Genomic DNA, 17,319 nt, shown 5'->3' with positions numbered 1-17,319 from the left:
CGCTAAATATTGCCAAAACTAGCCATAATAAACACCAATTTTGATAACTATAAACACTAGCACTAATAAAAACTGCTCCTAAAATAAAGATTATCAACTCCACCCATCGCGGCGAAATTTGTAAAAATGAATCTGTCATCAAACTGACCATGAGGTTGGCCTGAATTTCTACGCCGGCTATGTTGTGGCCGATAATTTTTCTCCTAATTGAGGTTGTTCTCCATTTAATAAACCTAACTATGTAACTAAAAGTAAAATCGGTGAAAACCTTGCAATTGCTTCTCTCCACTTCGTTGCATACCCTGGGGGAAGACTTACGCCTACGCAATGACATAGTTATAAATTTTCTCACCCACCTACTAGCGATGGAACTAATTAGTATTCAGTAGTTTTACTGTTGCCGATGAATTTCACAATATCCGACATATTCATACCACGCATCCACCTTTCCTGCTTGTTTGCGTGCAGTTTCATACCTAGAGAATGCACAAATGCGATCGCCTGATTGCAGAAAACTGCATAATTAACGAATATTCGCTTATTTCTTATCCAAAGATGCAGTTCTATTAGATACTCAAATAATCTATATGAATAGCATCCAATGACGATCAAATACCGATTACACAAGTGTTTGCAGTTTGGATTGGTAGGGTTGCTGGGCTGCTTAAGTGTAAGTCTCCTCACTAGTAAAACCCAGGCACAGCAAAGTAATATCGTGCCTGATAACACGCTTGGCACTGAGTCATCTAAAGTTATAGGCAACTTTCAGGGACAGCCCATAGAAGTAATTACTGGTGGTGCAACTCGCCAAATCAATCTTTTTCACAGTTTTCAAGAATTTAATATCAGTGAGGGACGGGGGGCATATTTCTTCAGTCCTAGCGCAGATATTCAGAATATTTTGGCACGGCTAACAGGTAGTAACCCTTCAGAAATTTTGGGGAGACTGGGCACATTTGGTAACTCTAGCCCGAATTTATTTTTGATAAATCCCAATGGGATTGTGTTTGGGAAAAATGCCAGTTTAGATGTGCAGGGTTCGTTTGTGGGGACGACTGCCAACGGAATACAGTTTGGCAATCAAGGAGTTTTTAGTGCGACAAATCCTCAAGCAGCACCATTATTGACTATTAATCCTTCAGTATTACTGTTTAATCAAATCCAAGCAAATGGGGGAATTATCAATCAATCTAAAGCACCCGCAGGTACTAATCTTATAGGACAAGATGTTACGGGTTTGCGAGTTGCTGATGGTAAAAGTTTGCTACTTGTGGGTGGAAATATCAATATTGATGGTGGGAGTATTCGCGCTTATGACGGAAATGTTGACTTAGCAAGTTTGGCTGCACCGGGAAATGTGGGATTGAATATTGCGGGTGATAATCTGGGTTTAGTTATACCTGAGAATGTGGAACGCGCCAATGTTTCGTTGAGTAATGGCGCAGAAGTCAATGTTCGCGGTGCGGGTGGCGGGAATATCAAAATTCAAGCGCGAAATGTAAATTTAGCAGGGCAAAGTAAACTAAGAGCGGGAATAGATATAGGTTTAGGTACTCCAAATAGTAAAGGTGGAGATATTACTATTAATGCTACAGTAGATACAACGTTAATAGATGAAAGTTTCATTGCTAACGTAGTGCAACAAAAAGCATTTGGTCAAGCTGGCAATATAAATATTGCGACTGGGACATTAACGTTAAGCGATGGTGCATTAATCAACGCTAATTTTTTTGGACAAGGCAATGCCGGAAATGTAAATATTAATTCTCAAGGTGATATCAGTTTTCGTAACTCAAGACCAGGGGAAAGTACAGGAATTTTTTCCCAAGTAGCTGAAGGTGCAATAGGTAATGGTGGGAACGTTACTATTAATAGCAGATCCTTGGAAATTAACAATGGTTCGCAAATTCAAGGTAGCACTAGCGGAAAAGGTAATTCTGGTAATATCATCATTAATGCTCGTAATAATATTTTGTTAGATGGCAGTAACGGTAACGCTGATGGTTTTAGCGGGATTATTAATAATGTGCAATCCACTGCTGAAGGTAACGCAGGTAATATTGAAATCACGACAGGTGCGCTAAAAGCTACTAATGGAGCTTTTATTGGTAGCAGTATCTTTGGCAAAGGAAGTGCTGGGAATATCAGCATTAATGCCCTTGATAATATAGTCTTCGATACTAATAGTGATGCTGAGAGTGGTGTGTCTAAAGAGGGAGTAGGTAACGGAGGAAATATTTACCTGAAAACAGCTTCACTCTCGTTAACTAACGGCGGTCAAGTATCAACAAATGTATCAGGACAAGGTAATGCCGGAAATATTACTGTCGAAGTTTCTGATAATGTCAAGCTAGATGGTGTTTTTATCGACGCGGGTAAGTTTTACTTTAATAACTTGGATTATGATATGTCCAGTGGTTTGAAAAGCAACTTAAATATTGGAGGTGTCGGAAAAGCAGGAAACATTCAAGTTACGACAGGATCACTTTCTGTTACTAATGGTGCCGAAATATCTAGCTTTACTGGTGGAGTCGGGAATGCAGGAAATATTACTATTAATGCCCGCAATAATGTCACATTTTCAGGTTTTGGAGGCAGAATGAAAGATGACAGTACAGTATCAAGTTTCGGTATTAATAAGGCGATAGGTAATGGTGGTGATATTCGCATAACTGCAAGTAATTTACTACTGAAAAATGGCGGACAATTAGATGCTAGCAACGGCGGACAAGGAACTGGAGGTAATATCTTTCTTGATGTTGGCAATACTATTACTTTTGATGGAATTGGCGGTAATGGTTTACCCAGTAGTGCTTATACATTAACATCCAATGGTAACGCCGGAAATTTTCAAATTGAAACAGGATCGCTGTTTTTAACAAATGGCGGTACGATATCTTCTTCACTTTTTGAAGGGGAAGGTAATGCTGGAAATATCACCATTAATGCTCGTGATACAGTCATCATTGATGGTGTCATCAAAGGTGTAACTTTGGGTACTGGTCGAATTATTGATGAAAGTAGTAGTTTATCTAGTTCCTTGGTGAGTGGTGAAGGTAAAGGAGGTGACATCAAAATTACAACAGGGTCACTTTCCGTCACCAATGGTGCATTCATTTCTGGAGACACAAATGCACAGGGAAATGCAGGTAATATCACCATCAACGCCCGCGATACAGTTTTCGTCACCAACGGAAAGATTTCTGGAAACACGCTTGGACAGGGAAACGGAGGCGATATCACCATCAACGCAGGCGATACAGTAACTTTTGATGGTGGGGAAAATGGTTTATTTACTCCCGTATCCACTGCTGCGCTAAACAATAGCACGGGTAACGCTGGGAATATCCGCATTAATTCTAGAGGATTATTTGTCAAAAATGGTGCTACTATTTCCACTTTTAGTGATGGTCAAGGTAATGGTGGCAATATCTTTATCGATACACGCGATGCTGTTACCTTTGACGGAACCAATGGTAAAAATTTGTCAACTGCGGCATATACCTTTGCTACTGGAAGCGGTAATGGTGGAAATATCGAGGTTAAAACAGGAACGCTGACCTTAAAAAATGGTGGTGTAACCCGCACCTCTGCAAACCGAAATGCTGGAAATATAAACATTGATGCCCGTGATGCTGTCATTATCGATGGTACTAGTGGCAATAACGCGAGTGGCGCTTTTAGTTTTTTGTCTGCTGGAGATATTGGCAAAGGTGGGGATATCCAAATCACAACTAACTCCTTAACACTAAGCAACGGCGGACAACTTGCTGCTACCAGTTTTGGCAAAGGTAATGCAGGTGACATTATAGTTAATGCTGGCGATGCTATTGGCATTGATGGTGTCGGTAGTAATGGAAGTTCAAGCGGTGTTTTTACTACCTTAGAAGGTCAAGCTGTGGGCAATGGAGGTAATATTAACCTGACAACAGGTTCTTTATTTTTAACCAATGGTGGAATAGTCAATGCTAGTACTTTTTCGAGAGGCAATGGAGGTGATATTACTATTGATGCACGCGATCGCATTTTAATCGATGGTATTGGCACCACAGGTTTTTCTAGCGGTATTTTTAGTACAGTCAGTTCAATAGCTGTGGGCAATGCAGGTAATATTAACCTGACAACAGATTCTTTGTATTTAAGTAATGGTGGGCAACTAAGTACCAGCAGTGTGGGCCAAGGTAAAGCTGGAGATATTAATATTAATTCTGCTTCCACAACACTTGATAACCAAGGAATTATCGCTGCTGTAACTAATTCTGGTGATGGTGGAAATATTAATTTAACTGCTAGCGATCGCTTAATATTGCGTCGCGGTAGCGGAATTTCGACTACCGCAGGTACAGCCCAATCAGGTGGCGATGGTGGTAACATCAATATCGATTCAAGATTTATCGTCGCCATCCCCAAAGAAAACAGCGACATCACAGCCAACGCCTTCACAGGAACAGGTGGGAACGTCAAAATCAATTCTCAAGGTATTTTTGGTATCGAGTCGCGTCCAAAGCCAACAGAAAAAAGTGATATTACCGCCAGTTCAGAACAAGGCGTTTCAGGAGTCATTAGCATTAACGCACCCGATACCAGTTCCATTCAAAACAGCTTTACCGAATTACCTCCAGTCATCGATACCAATGCACTCATTGCCAATAGCTGCATTTCCCGTGCTAGCAAGCGACAAGAAAACTCTTTCACCATTACAGGTTCGGGTGCTTTAACCAATAATCGGCCTGATAATGCTTTGGTTTCTAATTACACAACTGGTGAAGTGAGAGGTGTAGAAATTACATCCCGTCTTTGGAAGAAAGGCGATCCGATTATTGAACCACAAGGTTTATATCGGACGAGTAATGGGCAGTTGCTATTGAGTCGAGAATGTTCTAATTAATTTTATAGATTTAGATGTTATTGGCAATGAATGAGGGGTAAAAGCCAATACGCTTGGGTTAAGGGCTACTGGCAAAAATTTTGGGTTTTCGAGACGCGATAAATCGCCGTCTCTACAAGTGTTTTGGGGTAAAAGCCATTACCCCATAAAACAAGGAGTTCTACTGAGAATGAGTGAATATTTTATTTGAATGCGGAAAAAATAAATGTCTGTTCAACCGCGTGAGGTCAATAAATGAGAAATCGCCGTCTGTAGAAGAATGTTCATCTATCTTTCAAACAGCGATCGCTCTTTAACCCAATTATATTGCCTGAGATTTCCTTTACGCTAATGCCGCTACCTTCTCTAGCAAGCCTTGAAACAACCTCAAGCCATCACTACCCCCCAGCATTGCGTCTGACGCCCTTTCTGGGTGCGGCATCATCCCCAACACATTGCCCCGACGATCGCTAATCCCGGCAATATTGTTCAGTGAACCGTTGGGATTTTCGCCTTCATAACGAAACAAGACTTGCCCGTTATCTTCAATTTCTGCGAGAGTAGCTGGATCGGCGTAGAATCGCCCCTCTCCGTGGGCTATGGGTAAAGTGATAACTTCACCAGTCGTATAAGCTTGTGTCCATAAAAGATTAGTACGCTCAACTTTCAAGGGAACGCGATCGCAAATAAAATGCAAATCCCGATTTCTGGTTAACACCCCTGGCAAAAGTCCAGCTTCAGTTAATACCTGAAAACCATTACAAATACCGAGGACAAACTTACCCTTTTGGGCGTGTTCCAGAACCTGTTGCATCACGGGTGAAAAACGCGCGATCGCACCGCAGCGTAAATAATCACCGTAACTAAAGCCACCAGGGATAATCACGACATCCAAATCAGCAATGTCTGTTTCTTGATGCCAAACCATGCGAGTCGGTTGTGAGAGCAAGTCTCTGGTTACATAAGCAACATCGCGATCGCAATTAGAACCGGGAAAAACAACAACACCGAATTTAGTCATGGGTCATTGGTCATTAGTCATTGGTCATTAGTCATTAGTCATTAGTCATTGGGAGTGGGGATGAGGGAGAAGCAATGCTCAATCCCCACTCCCCAGTCCCTAAAATATCCCAGTTTGAGTTTCGACCTCAATTAATTCAAAGCGGTAATTTTCAATTACGGGATTTGATAGCATTTGGTCACAAATGGTATCAAGGTCTTTACGCGCTTTCTTTTCATCAGTTGAGGTGATGGTGAGTTCAATGTACTTGCCAATCCGCACCTGGTCAACGTTCTCGTATCCCAGTTGCTTAAGACCAGATTGTACAGCGACACCAGCGGGGTCTAAAACTGAAGGACGAAGGGTCACGAAAATTTTGGCTAGATACTTGGTTTGCACGGGCTTTTTCTGAATCCTGCGATCGCTATACTATAACTTTATGCTCTAACTGAGTGAAAATAAGATTACGAAGCGGTTAAAGTTAATTGAGCGATTAGCCCATCTAACAGCTTCAACTACAGTGGCATATTTAAATAATTGTCTATGAGAGCCATACGCACCCGCAGTCAAGAGCGTATTTTCAACCTGCTGAAAAACATCAAAAAAGGCATTTCTGCCCAGGATATTTACGTAGAACTACGTAATACAAATCAGAGTATGGGTTTAGCAACAGTTTACCGTTCCCTAGATGCCTTAAAACTCGAAGGCATGGTACAAGTGCGGAATTTGGCTAACGGTGAAGCCCTCTATAGCCTAGCGCAGCAAGATAAACACCACCTTACTTGCTTGCAATGCGGTGTCTCAATTCCGATTCATCAATGCCCTGTTCATGACTTAGAAGACCAGTTAGAAACCAGCCATAAGTTTAAAGTTTTTTACCACACCCTAGAGTTTTTTGGGTTGTGCAGTCAATGCCAGGTAAATCAAGCTCCTGAAATTGGTCAATAGTCATACCAATTCTCAAAAGAGGAATAAAGCGTGTTTTACTTCTAATTCTGACTCCTGAATTCTGTTGTAATAAATGCTTTATTCAAACAAAACTCAACCAACTAAATACATCTGCGACTGTTAATTGCCAATTTTCCAAAACACTCAAGACGGGTAAGATATCTTGCTTTTCTTTTAATTCTGGTAATTTATTGGGTTCAAAAATCATGATTGACTCATCAGCAGAATCGAGCAACCAACCTAGCTTTGCTCCATTTTGAATATAAAATGTAATTTTGCTGATAACTCGGTTAGGTGATTGTTCCGGTGATAAAATTTCAATTATCCAATCTGGGGGAATCTCAAATTTATTTGTAATTCTTCCATTAGAAAGTAATGGAATTCTTTGCCATTCAAAAACTGCAATATCTGGTACTATTGAACGACCTTCAAATGTACAGCGTAATTCAGGAAAGGCATAAGCAATTTTTTGCGGTTTAGCAATCCCATTAATAGCTGTAATTAAACTGCCCTGTAACGTACTGTGTTCTCCTTGTAGCATAGGTTTTTGGTATATTTTTCCGTTAAAATACTCGTTTGCTGGTTTTGTCTCTGGTAGTTTTAAGAACTCTTTCACACTTATTACTGTGGTTGACTGAGTAGATAATGTCATAATTTACAACTTATCAAAACTTGATTATTTGATCGCGAAAATAATTAGACAAGTAGTGCATGGGCGTAGCCCGTTGTAGGCATCGTGCAAACTTACCGTTAGGTATTGCCTAAAATTTATTCTCTATCTTCTACCGTACCTATTTTTTAGATATCACAGAATAAGATAGAAAACTACTCAATTCAATTACAATAATTTCAATAGGGAATTTTATTTTATCTTCAAATTAGGAGTAATGGAGTGTTGAGGATTAGCGTTGAAGAAGCAGCTATAGATTTAAAATCTCTCTTAGAACGAGTAGCTAGGGGAGAAGAAGTAATTTTGCTAGAGCAAGATAAAGCTGTGGCTCGTTTAGTTCCTCCATTACACAAGGAAGAACGATTAGCTAGTATGAAACAATTTCGTGATTCTCTTGCGATTAAGGGTGAGTCATTGAGCGCAACTGTCATCAATGCGCGTACAGAGGAACGTCGTTGATTTATTTAGATACAAGCGTTATCGCTCCTTTGTATTGGAGAGAAGCTTTGAGCGATGCAGTTGAACAATTATTACTCAATGAAACGGAAGTAGGTTTGAGTCAGTTGGTTGAGGTTGAACTCGTTTCTGCGTTATCGCGTCGAGTCAGAATGCGAGAAATATCTCAGCAGGATGCAATGGCCGTTGTAGAAAGATTCCAAGCAGATTTGGATAGTGGATTTTATACTCAAATTGCGGTAGAAATAGTTCATTATAATTTAGCGCGTGAGTGGATTAGTCGATTTGATACACCATTGCGTACACTTGATGCTCTACATTTGACAATTGCATTTCAAAATAATATCCAATTGGTAACGGCTGATGAAGCTTTAGCAACCAGTGGTGAGGTTTTAGGAGTTGAGGTTTTGTTAGTGCAGTAAATCAAAGCATAACCAAAACCTTGTGCTACAAAACTGTATAAGTCTAGCCCGTCGTAGATATTGCAATAACTTCCCGTCATGTATCGCCTAAAATTTATTCTCCATCTTCTACTGCGCCTAACGCTTTGAGGGTGGCTTTTTCAGCTTCGGTTAAACCCTTAACACTTGTAATATTCATACTTGCATAAAGTCTATTGTCTAGTGTTGTTAGACACTTACCAGACTGAAAATCCCAAACCTTAATTGTTTCATCTCTACCGCCACTGACAATAGTTTGACTGTCAGGGCTAAAAATAACAGTATTTACCCAACTACTGTGTCCTGACAAAGTTCTAATACATTCGCCAGTATGGATATCCCAAATAATGATTTGTGCATCATTGCCAGCACTGATTAAAAATTGACCATCTGGACTAAATGCTACTGCATTTACCCAATCTAGATGCCCATATAAAGTTTTTAAGCATTCGCCATTATGGATATTCCAAAGCTTTACCGTTTGATCACCACTTGCACTAGCGATTATGCAACTATCGGGACTAATTGCCAATGCACTTACCATCAAAGTATGACCTTGGATTATGTTTAAGCATTCTCCAGTATGGATATCCCATAATCTCGCCGTTTTATCATAACTGCTACTGGCTAGGATTTTGTTATCAGGACTGCTTACTACACACCATACCCAGTCGGTATGCCCTTGCAAAGTTTTAATGCAATCTCCTGTACTAGCATCCCATACATTGATTTTGTCATTACCACTACCGCTTATGATGGTTATAGCATCAGGAGCAAAAGCTACTGAATTGACTCCTCCAGTATGAACAGATAGAGTTTTCAAACATTTTCCAGTATTGATATCCCATAACTTAATTGTTCGGTCATAACTACAACTGGCTAAAATACTACCATCAGGGCTAATTGCAACTGAATTGACTTTACTTCTATGTCCCTGCAAAGTTTTCAAGCATTTTCCTGTAGCGAAATCCCACAATTTTACGGTTGTGTCTTCACTACAACTGGCTAAAGTTTTACCATTAGGGCTAATCGCAACTGAACGTACCCAACTGGTAGAACCCTGCAAAATATTCAAACACTTTCCGGTATTGATGTCCCATTTTCTGACAGTTTGATCGTCACTACCGCTAATTAAATTCGTGCCATCAGGACTAATGGCTATTGAGGGTATCCAACTAGTATGTCCTTGTAAATTCTTTAAGCATTCTCCTGTTTTTAAATTCCATAGCTTCACAGTTTTATCATTACTGCTACTTGCCAATATCTGATATTCAGGATGAATAGCAACTGAACGTACTGTGTCGGTATGTCCTTCAAAGCTTTTTAAGCATTCTCCAGTGGCAATATCCCATAATTTTATAGTTTTATCTCTACTACCACTTATTAGAGTTGTACCATCTAAATTAAACAAAACTGATCTGATTGAATCGGTGTGTTCTTCAAAGTTTTTTAAACATTTGCCAGTAACAATATCCCATATTTTTACAGTTTTATCTTTTCCTGCTGCTGCAACAGTTTTACCGTTAGGGCTGAAAACTACTGAATTGATACTGCTTATATTTTCTAAAGTTTTCAGACATTCTCCAGTGCTAGTATTCCAAAGCTTTATCGTTCTATCTCGACTTGCACTTGCTAAGATTTTACCATCTGGACTAAATGCTACTGAATTTACCCTAGTGCTATGTTCTTCCAGAATTTTTATACATACTCCGGTGGCAGCATTCCACAGCCTTACAGTATGGTCATAGCTAGCACTTGCCAAAATTTGAGCATCAGGACTAAAGACTACTGAGCGTATCCAATTATTATGCCCTTTACATTTCAAAATTTGCCGATCGTTTCTAGCGAACCATATACTAATTTCACAATTGCCATCAGCTACTGCAAATAGCTCACCATCAGGACTATATGCAACTGAAAAAACTGCACCGAAGACCTTTGGGAAAACTGATTTAGTTAGGTTGGCTCCTATAAAATTAGTGTGGCGTAAGCTTGCATCGGAAAAATCTGCTCCCTTAACCACCACTTGGCTTAAATTTCTCCCCTCCAAGACCGCTCTATCTAACTTCACCACCAGCGTAGCCGCATTCCCGCCAATATAACCTCATCTTCAGTTTTTTGCCGCGTTGCCTCAATTAGATCAATAATGCCAGCTTGAGCATCTACATTAATCATCGGTAAAAGCAAATCCATCACGGCTTTCGTTAAAGGTGCTTTACCAAAAGTTACCCTCAATTTTTCTAACGATTCACTTATAAATCCCTTTAATGCTGGAGTTGGCAGAATCTCTCCAGCTGCATCTACCTGACGACTGAAATAAGCAGACCAACTATAATCAACAGGTGCAACATCATGATTTATCTGGAATCGTACCCGCGCTAAATCCGTAAAATCATTCGCCAATACTCCCAACTCTGCTGCAAATTTATACGCTACAAAAAACTCTAACAGCGACCGATGCGCTGGAGTGTAATCACCATCAGCATTGCGGATGAGCATTGTTTGCCCCATCATGTCGTAATGCCAGTGGTCTAAATCCTTCTCTTCTTGCACTACCGAACCAAATAAGCGCCGAATTCTATCAGGGAAAAGCCGATAATTGAGGCTCATTTCGTTTGTAGACAGCATTTCCCAAGATAGTTCGCACAAAAAGTATAGCTTTTCTGCCAAAGAAGTAAAGGTGCGATCGCTCTTAATATCCCGTTCCATTTTTCGCCGCACCGCATACAAGTAAACCCGCGACATATCCACAGGTTTACCCGCCTCAATATCTGGCAAAGCTTCCAAAATTAACTCTGTCATCACCGGACGACGGGCTAAATCCAATAATTGCGGATTTCCCATCACTTGTTCAACCGTTGCAGTTTCCGTTTGATGCGACAACACCAGCCGAATTTGGTCGTCGTTAAATTTCTCCAGTTCCAGCACTTCAAACTGTGGTGTTTCCCCTGTCAACTGCTTGGTAGAAGCTTGCAACTCGGTATTGAGCAGAGCGCGTCCTTCTTTAGCTTCAGGAAAATGTTCGGTGCGACAAGTCAAGATAACCTTTGCACCGGGAACCACAACTTTTGCCAGTTCCCAAAAGTTATTAATCATCTGTTGACGGTCAACTTTTGCTGCCATTTCGTCAAAACCATCAAAAATTAGCAGCAATTTACCCATGCCGTTTAACTGGTCAAATACTTCGCTAGTTAAACGTATATTATGTTGTGTAAAAAAGAACCCTGCTAAAACGTTCTCGACATTTATTGCTTTGGCAAAATCTCGCAGCGTAATTACCAAAGGTAAACGGGGACGCTCAACACCGCGCTTTTGGGCATCTCGGTAACGTTGCAATGCCACCCAAGCATAATGGAAAGCAAACCAAGTTTTCCCCGTACCAAATTCTCCTAGTATAGAAATATGCTCTTTGGCGGGATCGTCCAACCCATATCAATATAACCATCAATCCAACCATCGCGATCGCTATAGTGACTAATGCCGATACGCTGTTTAGTATCGGGGTCAATTTCCTCTTTTGTGCAAGCTAAAGGAACGTACTTTATATCTATTTGCCGTCGAATAATTTCCGCTTCTAACCAATCGAGATAATCGGTAAAATCAGCATCTTGGTCAATGAGTTCGTCAAAAGTATAACAACCTAAGTGGCGATTTTCCTCCTTTTCTACCTCATTCCGCGCCGCTCGTGCAATCCTCCTTGCCGTTACTAACCAACCTTCATCAGTTCTCTGTTGCTCCACAGAAGAACGCAAAACAGCTACATCCTTGAGTCCAACTTCGCCCTCAATTCCTCTGATTAAGATGCGGTCATATCGGTTACGCCGGGTTGGTACATTGATAATCCACTCAAAATATGAATCACCCCAAATTTCATACTTTTCAAAGCGGTAGCCCAAGGTTTCAAACCAGCCGCGCATTTGTTGAGCTAAAGCTATGGCTCGACATTGATTTTCGGTAGATGTTCCGGCCTCAAGCAGTGTGGAGGAATTTTGTGCCAACCGCGCCATTTCTGTCCGAATACCTTCCAGCGTCGGCAGCCTGTCAAGTACTTCTTGGATATTTGTAATGCGTTTTTGCAAAGAGCCAATTTGTTGACTCATTAGTGTATCTGCTGGGTTGCGTGTGCGTTTAGCAACTTCTGCAAACACAATATAAAAGGCGGCAATTTCTCTTCTAATGTCAATTCCCAAACTTCTAATGTCATCACCCAAAGAATAGGAATCAAGCCAAGCATCAACCTCAGAAAGCAAAATTGAGGGGTTATTATGGTCAAATGCTTTGCGGAAAGCCTGTTTGATTGCTTCTTGGCGAAAAAGTTCTAAAACAGGCTGGGGCTTCCCAACACCGTATTCTACTAGTGAGTATGCATAAACCCCACTAAAATCTGCTGGTGGATGCTCTGGATCGAGGTTAAACTTCTGAAGTAATTTAATTACAGTCTCATTGCGTCGAATTTTTTCCTTAATTAAAGGATTCGCGATCGCAATAATAGCGCTGATAACCTGTTCTGGGTTAATTATCATTAGTCATTTGTCATTTGTCATTTGTCATTGGGCGTGGGGCATGGGGAAGAAATTAATCTCTACTTCTAACTCCTAACTCCCTACTCCCCACTCCCCATTTCTAGCTAGGACGATTATTTTCTAATCCTGGGATTTGTTTAGAAAATAAATCGTTAGAGTCAACTTGACCATTTGAGATAACAGAACGCATACCCTCGAAAGCAGCAGGGATAGTGCGCGGATCTATAAATAAGACCTTGCTGCTATCGCTTTTACCAATTGTCGCGCCCATATCCAGATAGCCTAAAGCAAACAGAACTTCAACTGCTTTATTGGCATTGGGATTTGTCTGGAGCTTTTGGCCTATAATTTCTGCTGATTCTGCGATCGCTTGGGCTTTTAGAACCTGCTGCTGACGTTCCGCTTGAGCTTTCAGAACTAGCGCCTTTTGTTCAGCTTCCGCTTGCAGAATTGTCGATTTTTGACGAGCTTCCGCATCCAATATTTGCGCCTCAGCTTTACCTTTAGCACTATTAACAGCAGATTCGCGTTCGCCCTCAGAAGTTAAAATTGCTGCCCGTTTGCGTCGTTCTGCCGACATTTGCAATTCCATCGATTCTCGCACTGCCTGAGACGGAATAATATCTCGCAGTTCTACCCGTGTCACTTTCACACCCCAAGGATCGGTAGCAACATCCAAATCTCGTAACAAAAGTTCACTGATGTGGGAACGAGCAGTAAAAGTTTGATCCAACTCCAGTTGCCCCATTTCGGCGCGAATTTGAGTCAGTACCATATTTATCATTGCCGACTGGAGATTTTCTACCTTATACCAGGCTTTTTCCATATCCACGATGCGCCAGTAAAACACTGCATCTACCTCAATACCAACGTTGTCACGAGTGATGCATTGTTGGGGAGGAATATCTAAGACTTTTTCTTTGATAGTTCCTTGGTAGACAACTCTATCCAAGAAAGGAATGACGAAATTTAGTCCTGGTTCCAGTTTTTTGTTATAACTACCCAATCTTTCCACCAAAGCTTCATTGCCCTGATTGACGACTTTCACCGTTCCGGCTACAGCACCACCGCCAAGGGCTAAAAATACTAGTAAAAAAAACTGTTCCATTGTAAATCTCCTGATTTTTAATAGAGGGAGTGGGGAGATGAGGGAGATAAGGGAGATGAGGAAGATAAGGGAAAACTTGCAACAAGTCTTTCTCCTCGTCCCCAATTCCCAATCCCCAATAACTAAGAATTCAACAGATTTTCTGGTACGACAATTAAAGTAGTACCTTCCCTCCTAACTACATAAACTTTTTGATGGGGTGGTACGGTAAATTTCTCATCATCACATCTTGCTTGCCAAGAATTTCCCTCATATCGTACCCGCCCTGTTTTCCCAGGCAGAATTTCTGTTAAGGTTTCGGCTATGACTGCATCCTGAATTTTCGATCTGCGTCGTCGCGGTTGTAAAAAACGACGAGAAAGCACGATTAGCGCTGTGGAAAGCAACAGCCAAACTATAACTTGCAACCATACACTTCCCATACCCACTCCAGACAGCAGCGCCACCACCAAAGCGCTAATTCCCATCATGAAGGCGACAAACGCCGATGGTAAAAACAGTTCTGTTAAACATAGAACTGCTCCTGCCAGAAGCCAGATTAAGGTAAAACTTGGCATAGCGCCATCCTAGTCTCTACATTGACGTAAATGCATTTCTACGATTAGATACAGCCAGACGTAAGTTATTTACAGAAAGCAAAACTTGATATTTCTACCAATAATTTTGATTAATTTCAGTAACAACGTGTAGCTAGCAGTACACAAGTCCAGTTTATTCTAGCCTTCAATTCATTGCCAGCTAAAGTTAATCGAAGTTCATGAGTTGATTGTTTTTTTTAATTTATACCTTTATGATTTCTACCCAACTGATAATTTTTTGTATAAATCCACGCTGTAATAGCCCCATTAATCCAATGGGGGATAGTGTTTGTGCCAATTGCCAAACTCCTTTAGTTCACCGCTATCTTTGGGCGACTGGCTCATTGTCTGCTCAAATCCCACCAGGCACAAAGGTTGCAGACAGGTATGAAGTAATTAAACAGCAGATTTGGTTGGATACTCAACCGGGACTACCGCCAGATATACCTGAAGAATTGTCAACAGAAGTAATTCCTTATCTACGGTTATATCAAGAGCGGTTGCACTTACCTCAGGCTTATGGGTTTGCTAGTAATCTTGATGGAGATACAACTGATATCCTCTTATTAGAAAATGTGCCGATAGATAAGACAGGAAATATCTATCCAACTATCGTTGAGGCATGGGAGCAAGCAACAGCAGTACGACAAGTTTATTGGCTGTGGCAAATTCTCCAACTTTGGAAACCTTTATCAGAACTGGGACTTAGCCACAGTTTACTAGTAATAGATAACTTGAGGGTCGAAGGTTGGTGTGTGCGACTGTTGGAACTCTACCAAACACCAGCAGATGAAAAGCTGAGTTTACAAAATCTAGGTGAGTGTTGGCAGTTTTGGGTAGTGTCTGCCAAGGCATCAGTAGCCAAAGGGTTACAGAACATAGTCCAGGAGATGTGTGAAACTGAGATTGAGTTAGAAGCGATTAATATTCAACTCAATCATTTATTATTAGCAGCTGCGGCAGAATTGCCATTAGTCTTAAAGGTGGCAGGCTCTACAGATATTGGCCCAATCATGGCGCAAAATGAAGACGCTTGCTATCCGAATGCTTTGAGTGATTTAGACGAACCTTTATTACGCCACTTGTCGATTGTTTGCGATGGCATTGGCGGCCATGAAGGCGGTGAGGTTGCTAGTAAGTTAACAGTGCAGTCTGTAAAGTTGCAAATTCGCGCTTTACTAGCGGAAGTAACACAACAAACTGGACTTTTACCGCCAGAGTTATTACAAGAACAATTAGAAGCAAGCTTACGGGTAATAAATAATCTGATTTGTGCCCGCAATGATCAACAAAAACGCCAAGGCAGAGAACGCATGGCTACAACAATTGTCATGGCGGTGCAAATTCCCCAACGAGTCCAGACAAGTACTGGATGGCAATCAAATAATACCCATGAACTTTACTTGGCTAATGTTGGCGATAGCCGCGCCTATTGGATTACTCGCAATTATTGCCAGCTACTCACTGTCGATGATGATGTAGCGACGCGGGAAGTCCGCCTTGCAAAAAGCTTGTATCGAAAGGCACTTGTGAGACCAGATGCTAGTGCCTTAACTCAAGCATTGGGGACAAGAGATTCAGAATCTTTGCGTCTCAAGGTTCAGCGATTTATTGTGGAAGAAGATGGTATTTTGCTACTGTGTTCTGATGGTTTAAGTGATAATAACTGGGTAGAACAATCTTGGCAGGATTATGCAATACCTGTGTTGACAGCACAAATGACAGTTGAAGATGCTGTCCACAACTGGATTAACTTGGCAAACGAAAAAAATGGGCGTGATAATACATCGGTTGTTCTGACTTATTGCCGTGTCTCTCCAGAATATTTAGTACCTGTGACTCCGGCGTTGCCACAAGAAATTATAGAAGCAGAAATACAAGAGGAAGAACAAGCAGAACGAGAGGAAGAAGAACAAGCAGAACGAGAGGAAGAAGAACAAGCAGAACGAGGGGAAGAAGAGGAATTAATTTCCTTTACAGACAGTTCGGAAACTCTGCTAGATTTGGATCTAGGTTTGGATCTAGATTTGGATCTTTCAGAGGAAACACCTTTTATACCAGAAATTCGACCAACTTTCATTACAAAACCTAAACGGGATAAGCGTTTGTTACGACTGTGGGAAGTATTGGCATTGCTTGTAGGGGGTACAAGTCTGGGATTATTTGCTTGGTGGCAAATTAATCCTCAAAGATTCCAGCAGATGTGTCGGCAACTTCCCCAAGGAGTGGAGCAATTTTGTTTGCCTGGGAGATAGATTCTACCGAAATGTTGTAATGTTGATGAGGAGTATTGTAATGTTTGTGAGAAATATTGTAATATCCTTTATGAGTGTTGCAATGTTGATGAGAAACATTACAACCTTTGAGAGAAACATTACAACCTTTGAGAGAAACATTACAACCTTTGAGAGAAACGTTGCAATGTTGGTAAGAACAACTTCTACATTTAGGGTAACGGACAATCAAGTGGCGATCGCTAGTAAGTCGAGATAGGTTAGCGATCGCACCACACATAACTCTATATCACATCTTGCACCTACGTGGGAGCTACCCCAATGGACGAAGTGCTGCAATGCCATATCCCTGTGCGTAATCAATTCCTAGTGCCGTAATTCGCTCTAAAATCGCGTCATTCTCCACAAACTTAGCAATCGTCTGAATACCCATCACACTAGGGTGAACGAAAAAAGGTGTGGCAGAGGAGTTAGCGGATGATCTACGCTAACATA

At 41.1% G+C, this 17,319-nt stretch carries 10 protein-coding genes and 1 pseudogene; 5 read left to right on the top strand and 6 right to left on the bottom strand.

Features of this window, described 5'->3' with window-relative positions:
* Positions 1–601: 601 nt before the first annotated feature.
* Positions 602–4,888, top strand: coding sequence for a filamentous hemagglutinin N-terminal domain-containing protein (locus tag HWQ39_RS32330; RefSeq protein WP_292854041.1), 4,287 nt, complete (start codon positions 602–604; stop codon positions 4,886–4,888).
* 322 nt (positions 4,889–5,210) lie between these two features.
* Here HWQ39_RS32330 and purQ read toward each other — a convergent pair whose 3' ends face one another.
* Together purQ and purS are read right to left on the bottom strand one after the other, a co-directional pair.
* Positions 5,211–5,888, bottom strand: coding sequence for a phosphoribosylformylglycinamidine synthase subunit PurQ (gene purQ, locus HWQ39_RS32325; protein ID WP_292854040.1), 678 nt, complete (start codon positions 5,886–5,888; stop codon positions 5,211–5,213).
* A gap of 99 nt (positions 5,889–5,987) precedes the next feature.
* Positions 5,988–6,266, bottom strand: coding sequence for a phosphoribosylformylglycinamidine synthase subunit PurS (purS, locus tag HWQ39_RS32320; protein ID WP_292854039.1), 279 nt, complete (start codon positions 6,264–6,266; stop codon positions 5,988–5,990).
* Positions 6,267–6,410: 144 nt separating this feature from the next.
* Between purS and HWQ39_RS32315 the strand changes: the two genes are divergently transcribed.
* Positions 6,411–6,815, top strand: a complete 405-nt coding sequence (locus HWQ39_RS32315) for a Fur family transcriptional regulator (RefSeq protein ID WP_292854038.1) — start codon at positions 6,411–6,413, stop codon at positions 6,813–6,815.
* Positions 6,816–6,897: 82 nt separating this feature from the next.
* Here the strand turns inward: HWQ39_RS32315 and HWQ39_RS32310 are convergent, their stop codons facing one another.
* Positions 6,898–7,467: a Uma2 family endonuclease gene (locus HWQ39_RS32310; protein WP_292854037.1), complete on the bottom strand. Its 570-nt coding sequence runs from the start codon at positions 7,465–7,467 to the stop codon at positions 6,898–6,900.
* A gap of 240 nt (positions 7,468–7,707) precedes the next feature.
* On the opposite strand from HWQ39_RS32310, the gene HWQ39_RS32305 reads away from it, so the two are divergent.
* Both HWQ39_RS32305 and HWQ39_RS32300 read left to right on the top strand, forming a co-directional pair.
* On the top strand, positions 7,708–7,944 hold the full coding sequence (locus HWQ39_RS32305; RefSeq protein ID WP_292854036.1) for a hypothetical protein: 237 nt from the start codon (positions 7,708–7,710) through the stop codon (positions 7,942–7,944).
* Positions 7,941–8,363, top strand: coding sequence for a type II toxin-antitoxin system VapC family toxin (locus tag HWQ39_RS32300; protein ID WP_292854035.1), 423 nt, complete (start codon positions 7,941–7,943; stop codon positions 8,361–8,363). The genes HWQ39_RS32305 and HWQ39_RS32300 overlap by 4 nt, the downstream gene beginning before the upstream one ends.
* A gap of 94 nt (positions 8,364–8,457) precedes the next feature.
* Here HWQ39_RS32300 and HWQ39_RS32295 read toward each other — a convergent pair.
* From HWQ39_RS32295 to HWQ39_RS32285, 3 genes and pseudogenes are all read right to left on the bottom strand, one after another.
* A pseudogene (locus HWQ39_RS32295) lies at positions 8,458–12,904 on the bottom strand (NACHT domain-containing protein).
* Positions 12,905–13,004: 100 nt separating this feature from the next.
* Positions 13,005–14,012 carry an SPFH domain-containing protein gene (locus HWQ39_RS32290; protein WP_292854034.1) on the bottom strand — a complete coding sequence of 336 codons (1,008 nt, stop codon included), beginning with the start codon at positions 14,010–14,012 and terminating at the stop codon, positions 13,005–13,007.
* Positions 14,013–14,134: 122 nt separating this feature from the next.
* Entirely contained in the window at positions 14,135–14,569 is a 435-nt protein-coding gene (locus tag HWQ39_RS32285; protein WP_292854033.1) for an NfeD family protein, read from the bottom strand.
* Positions 14,570–14,802: 233 nt separating this feature from the next.
* On the opposite strand from HWQ39_RS32285, the gene HWQ39_RS32280 reads away from it, so the two are divergent.
* Positions 14,803–16,845: a protein phosphatase 2C domain-containing protein gene (locus tag HWQ39_RS32280; protein WP_292854032.1), complete on the top strand. Its 2,043-nt coding sequence runs from the start codon at positions 14,803–14,805 to the stop codon at positions 16,843–16,845.
* The last annotated feature ends 474 nt before the right edge of the window (positions 16,846–17,319 follow it).

Source organism: Nostoc sp. NMS8 (assembly GCF_017115045.1).
GTDB lineage: Bacteria > Cyanobacteriota > Cyanobacteriia > Cyanobacteriales > Nostocaceae > Nostoc.
This window is presented reverse-complemented; position numbering and strand designations above follow the sequence as displayed.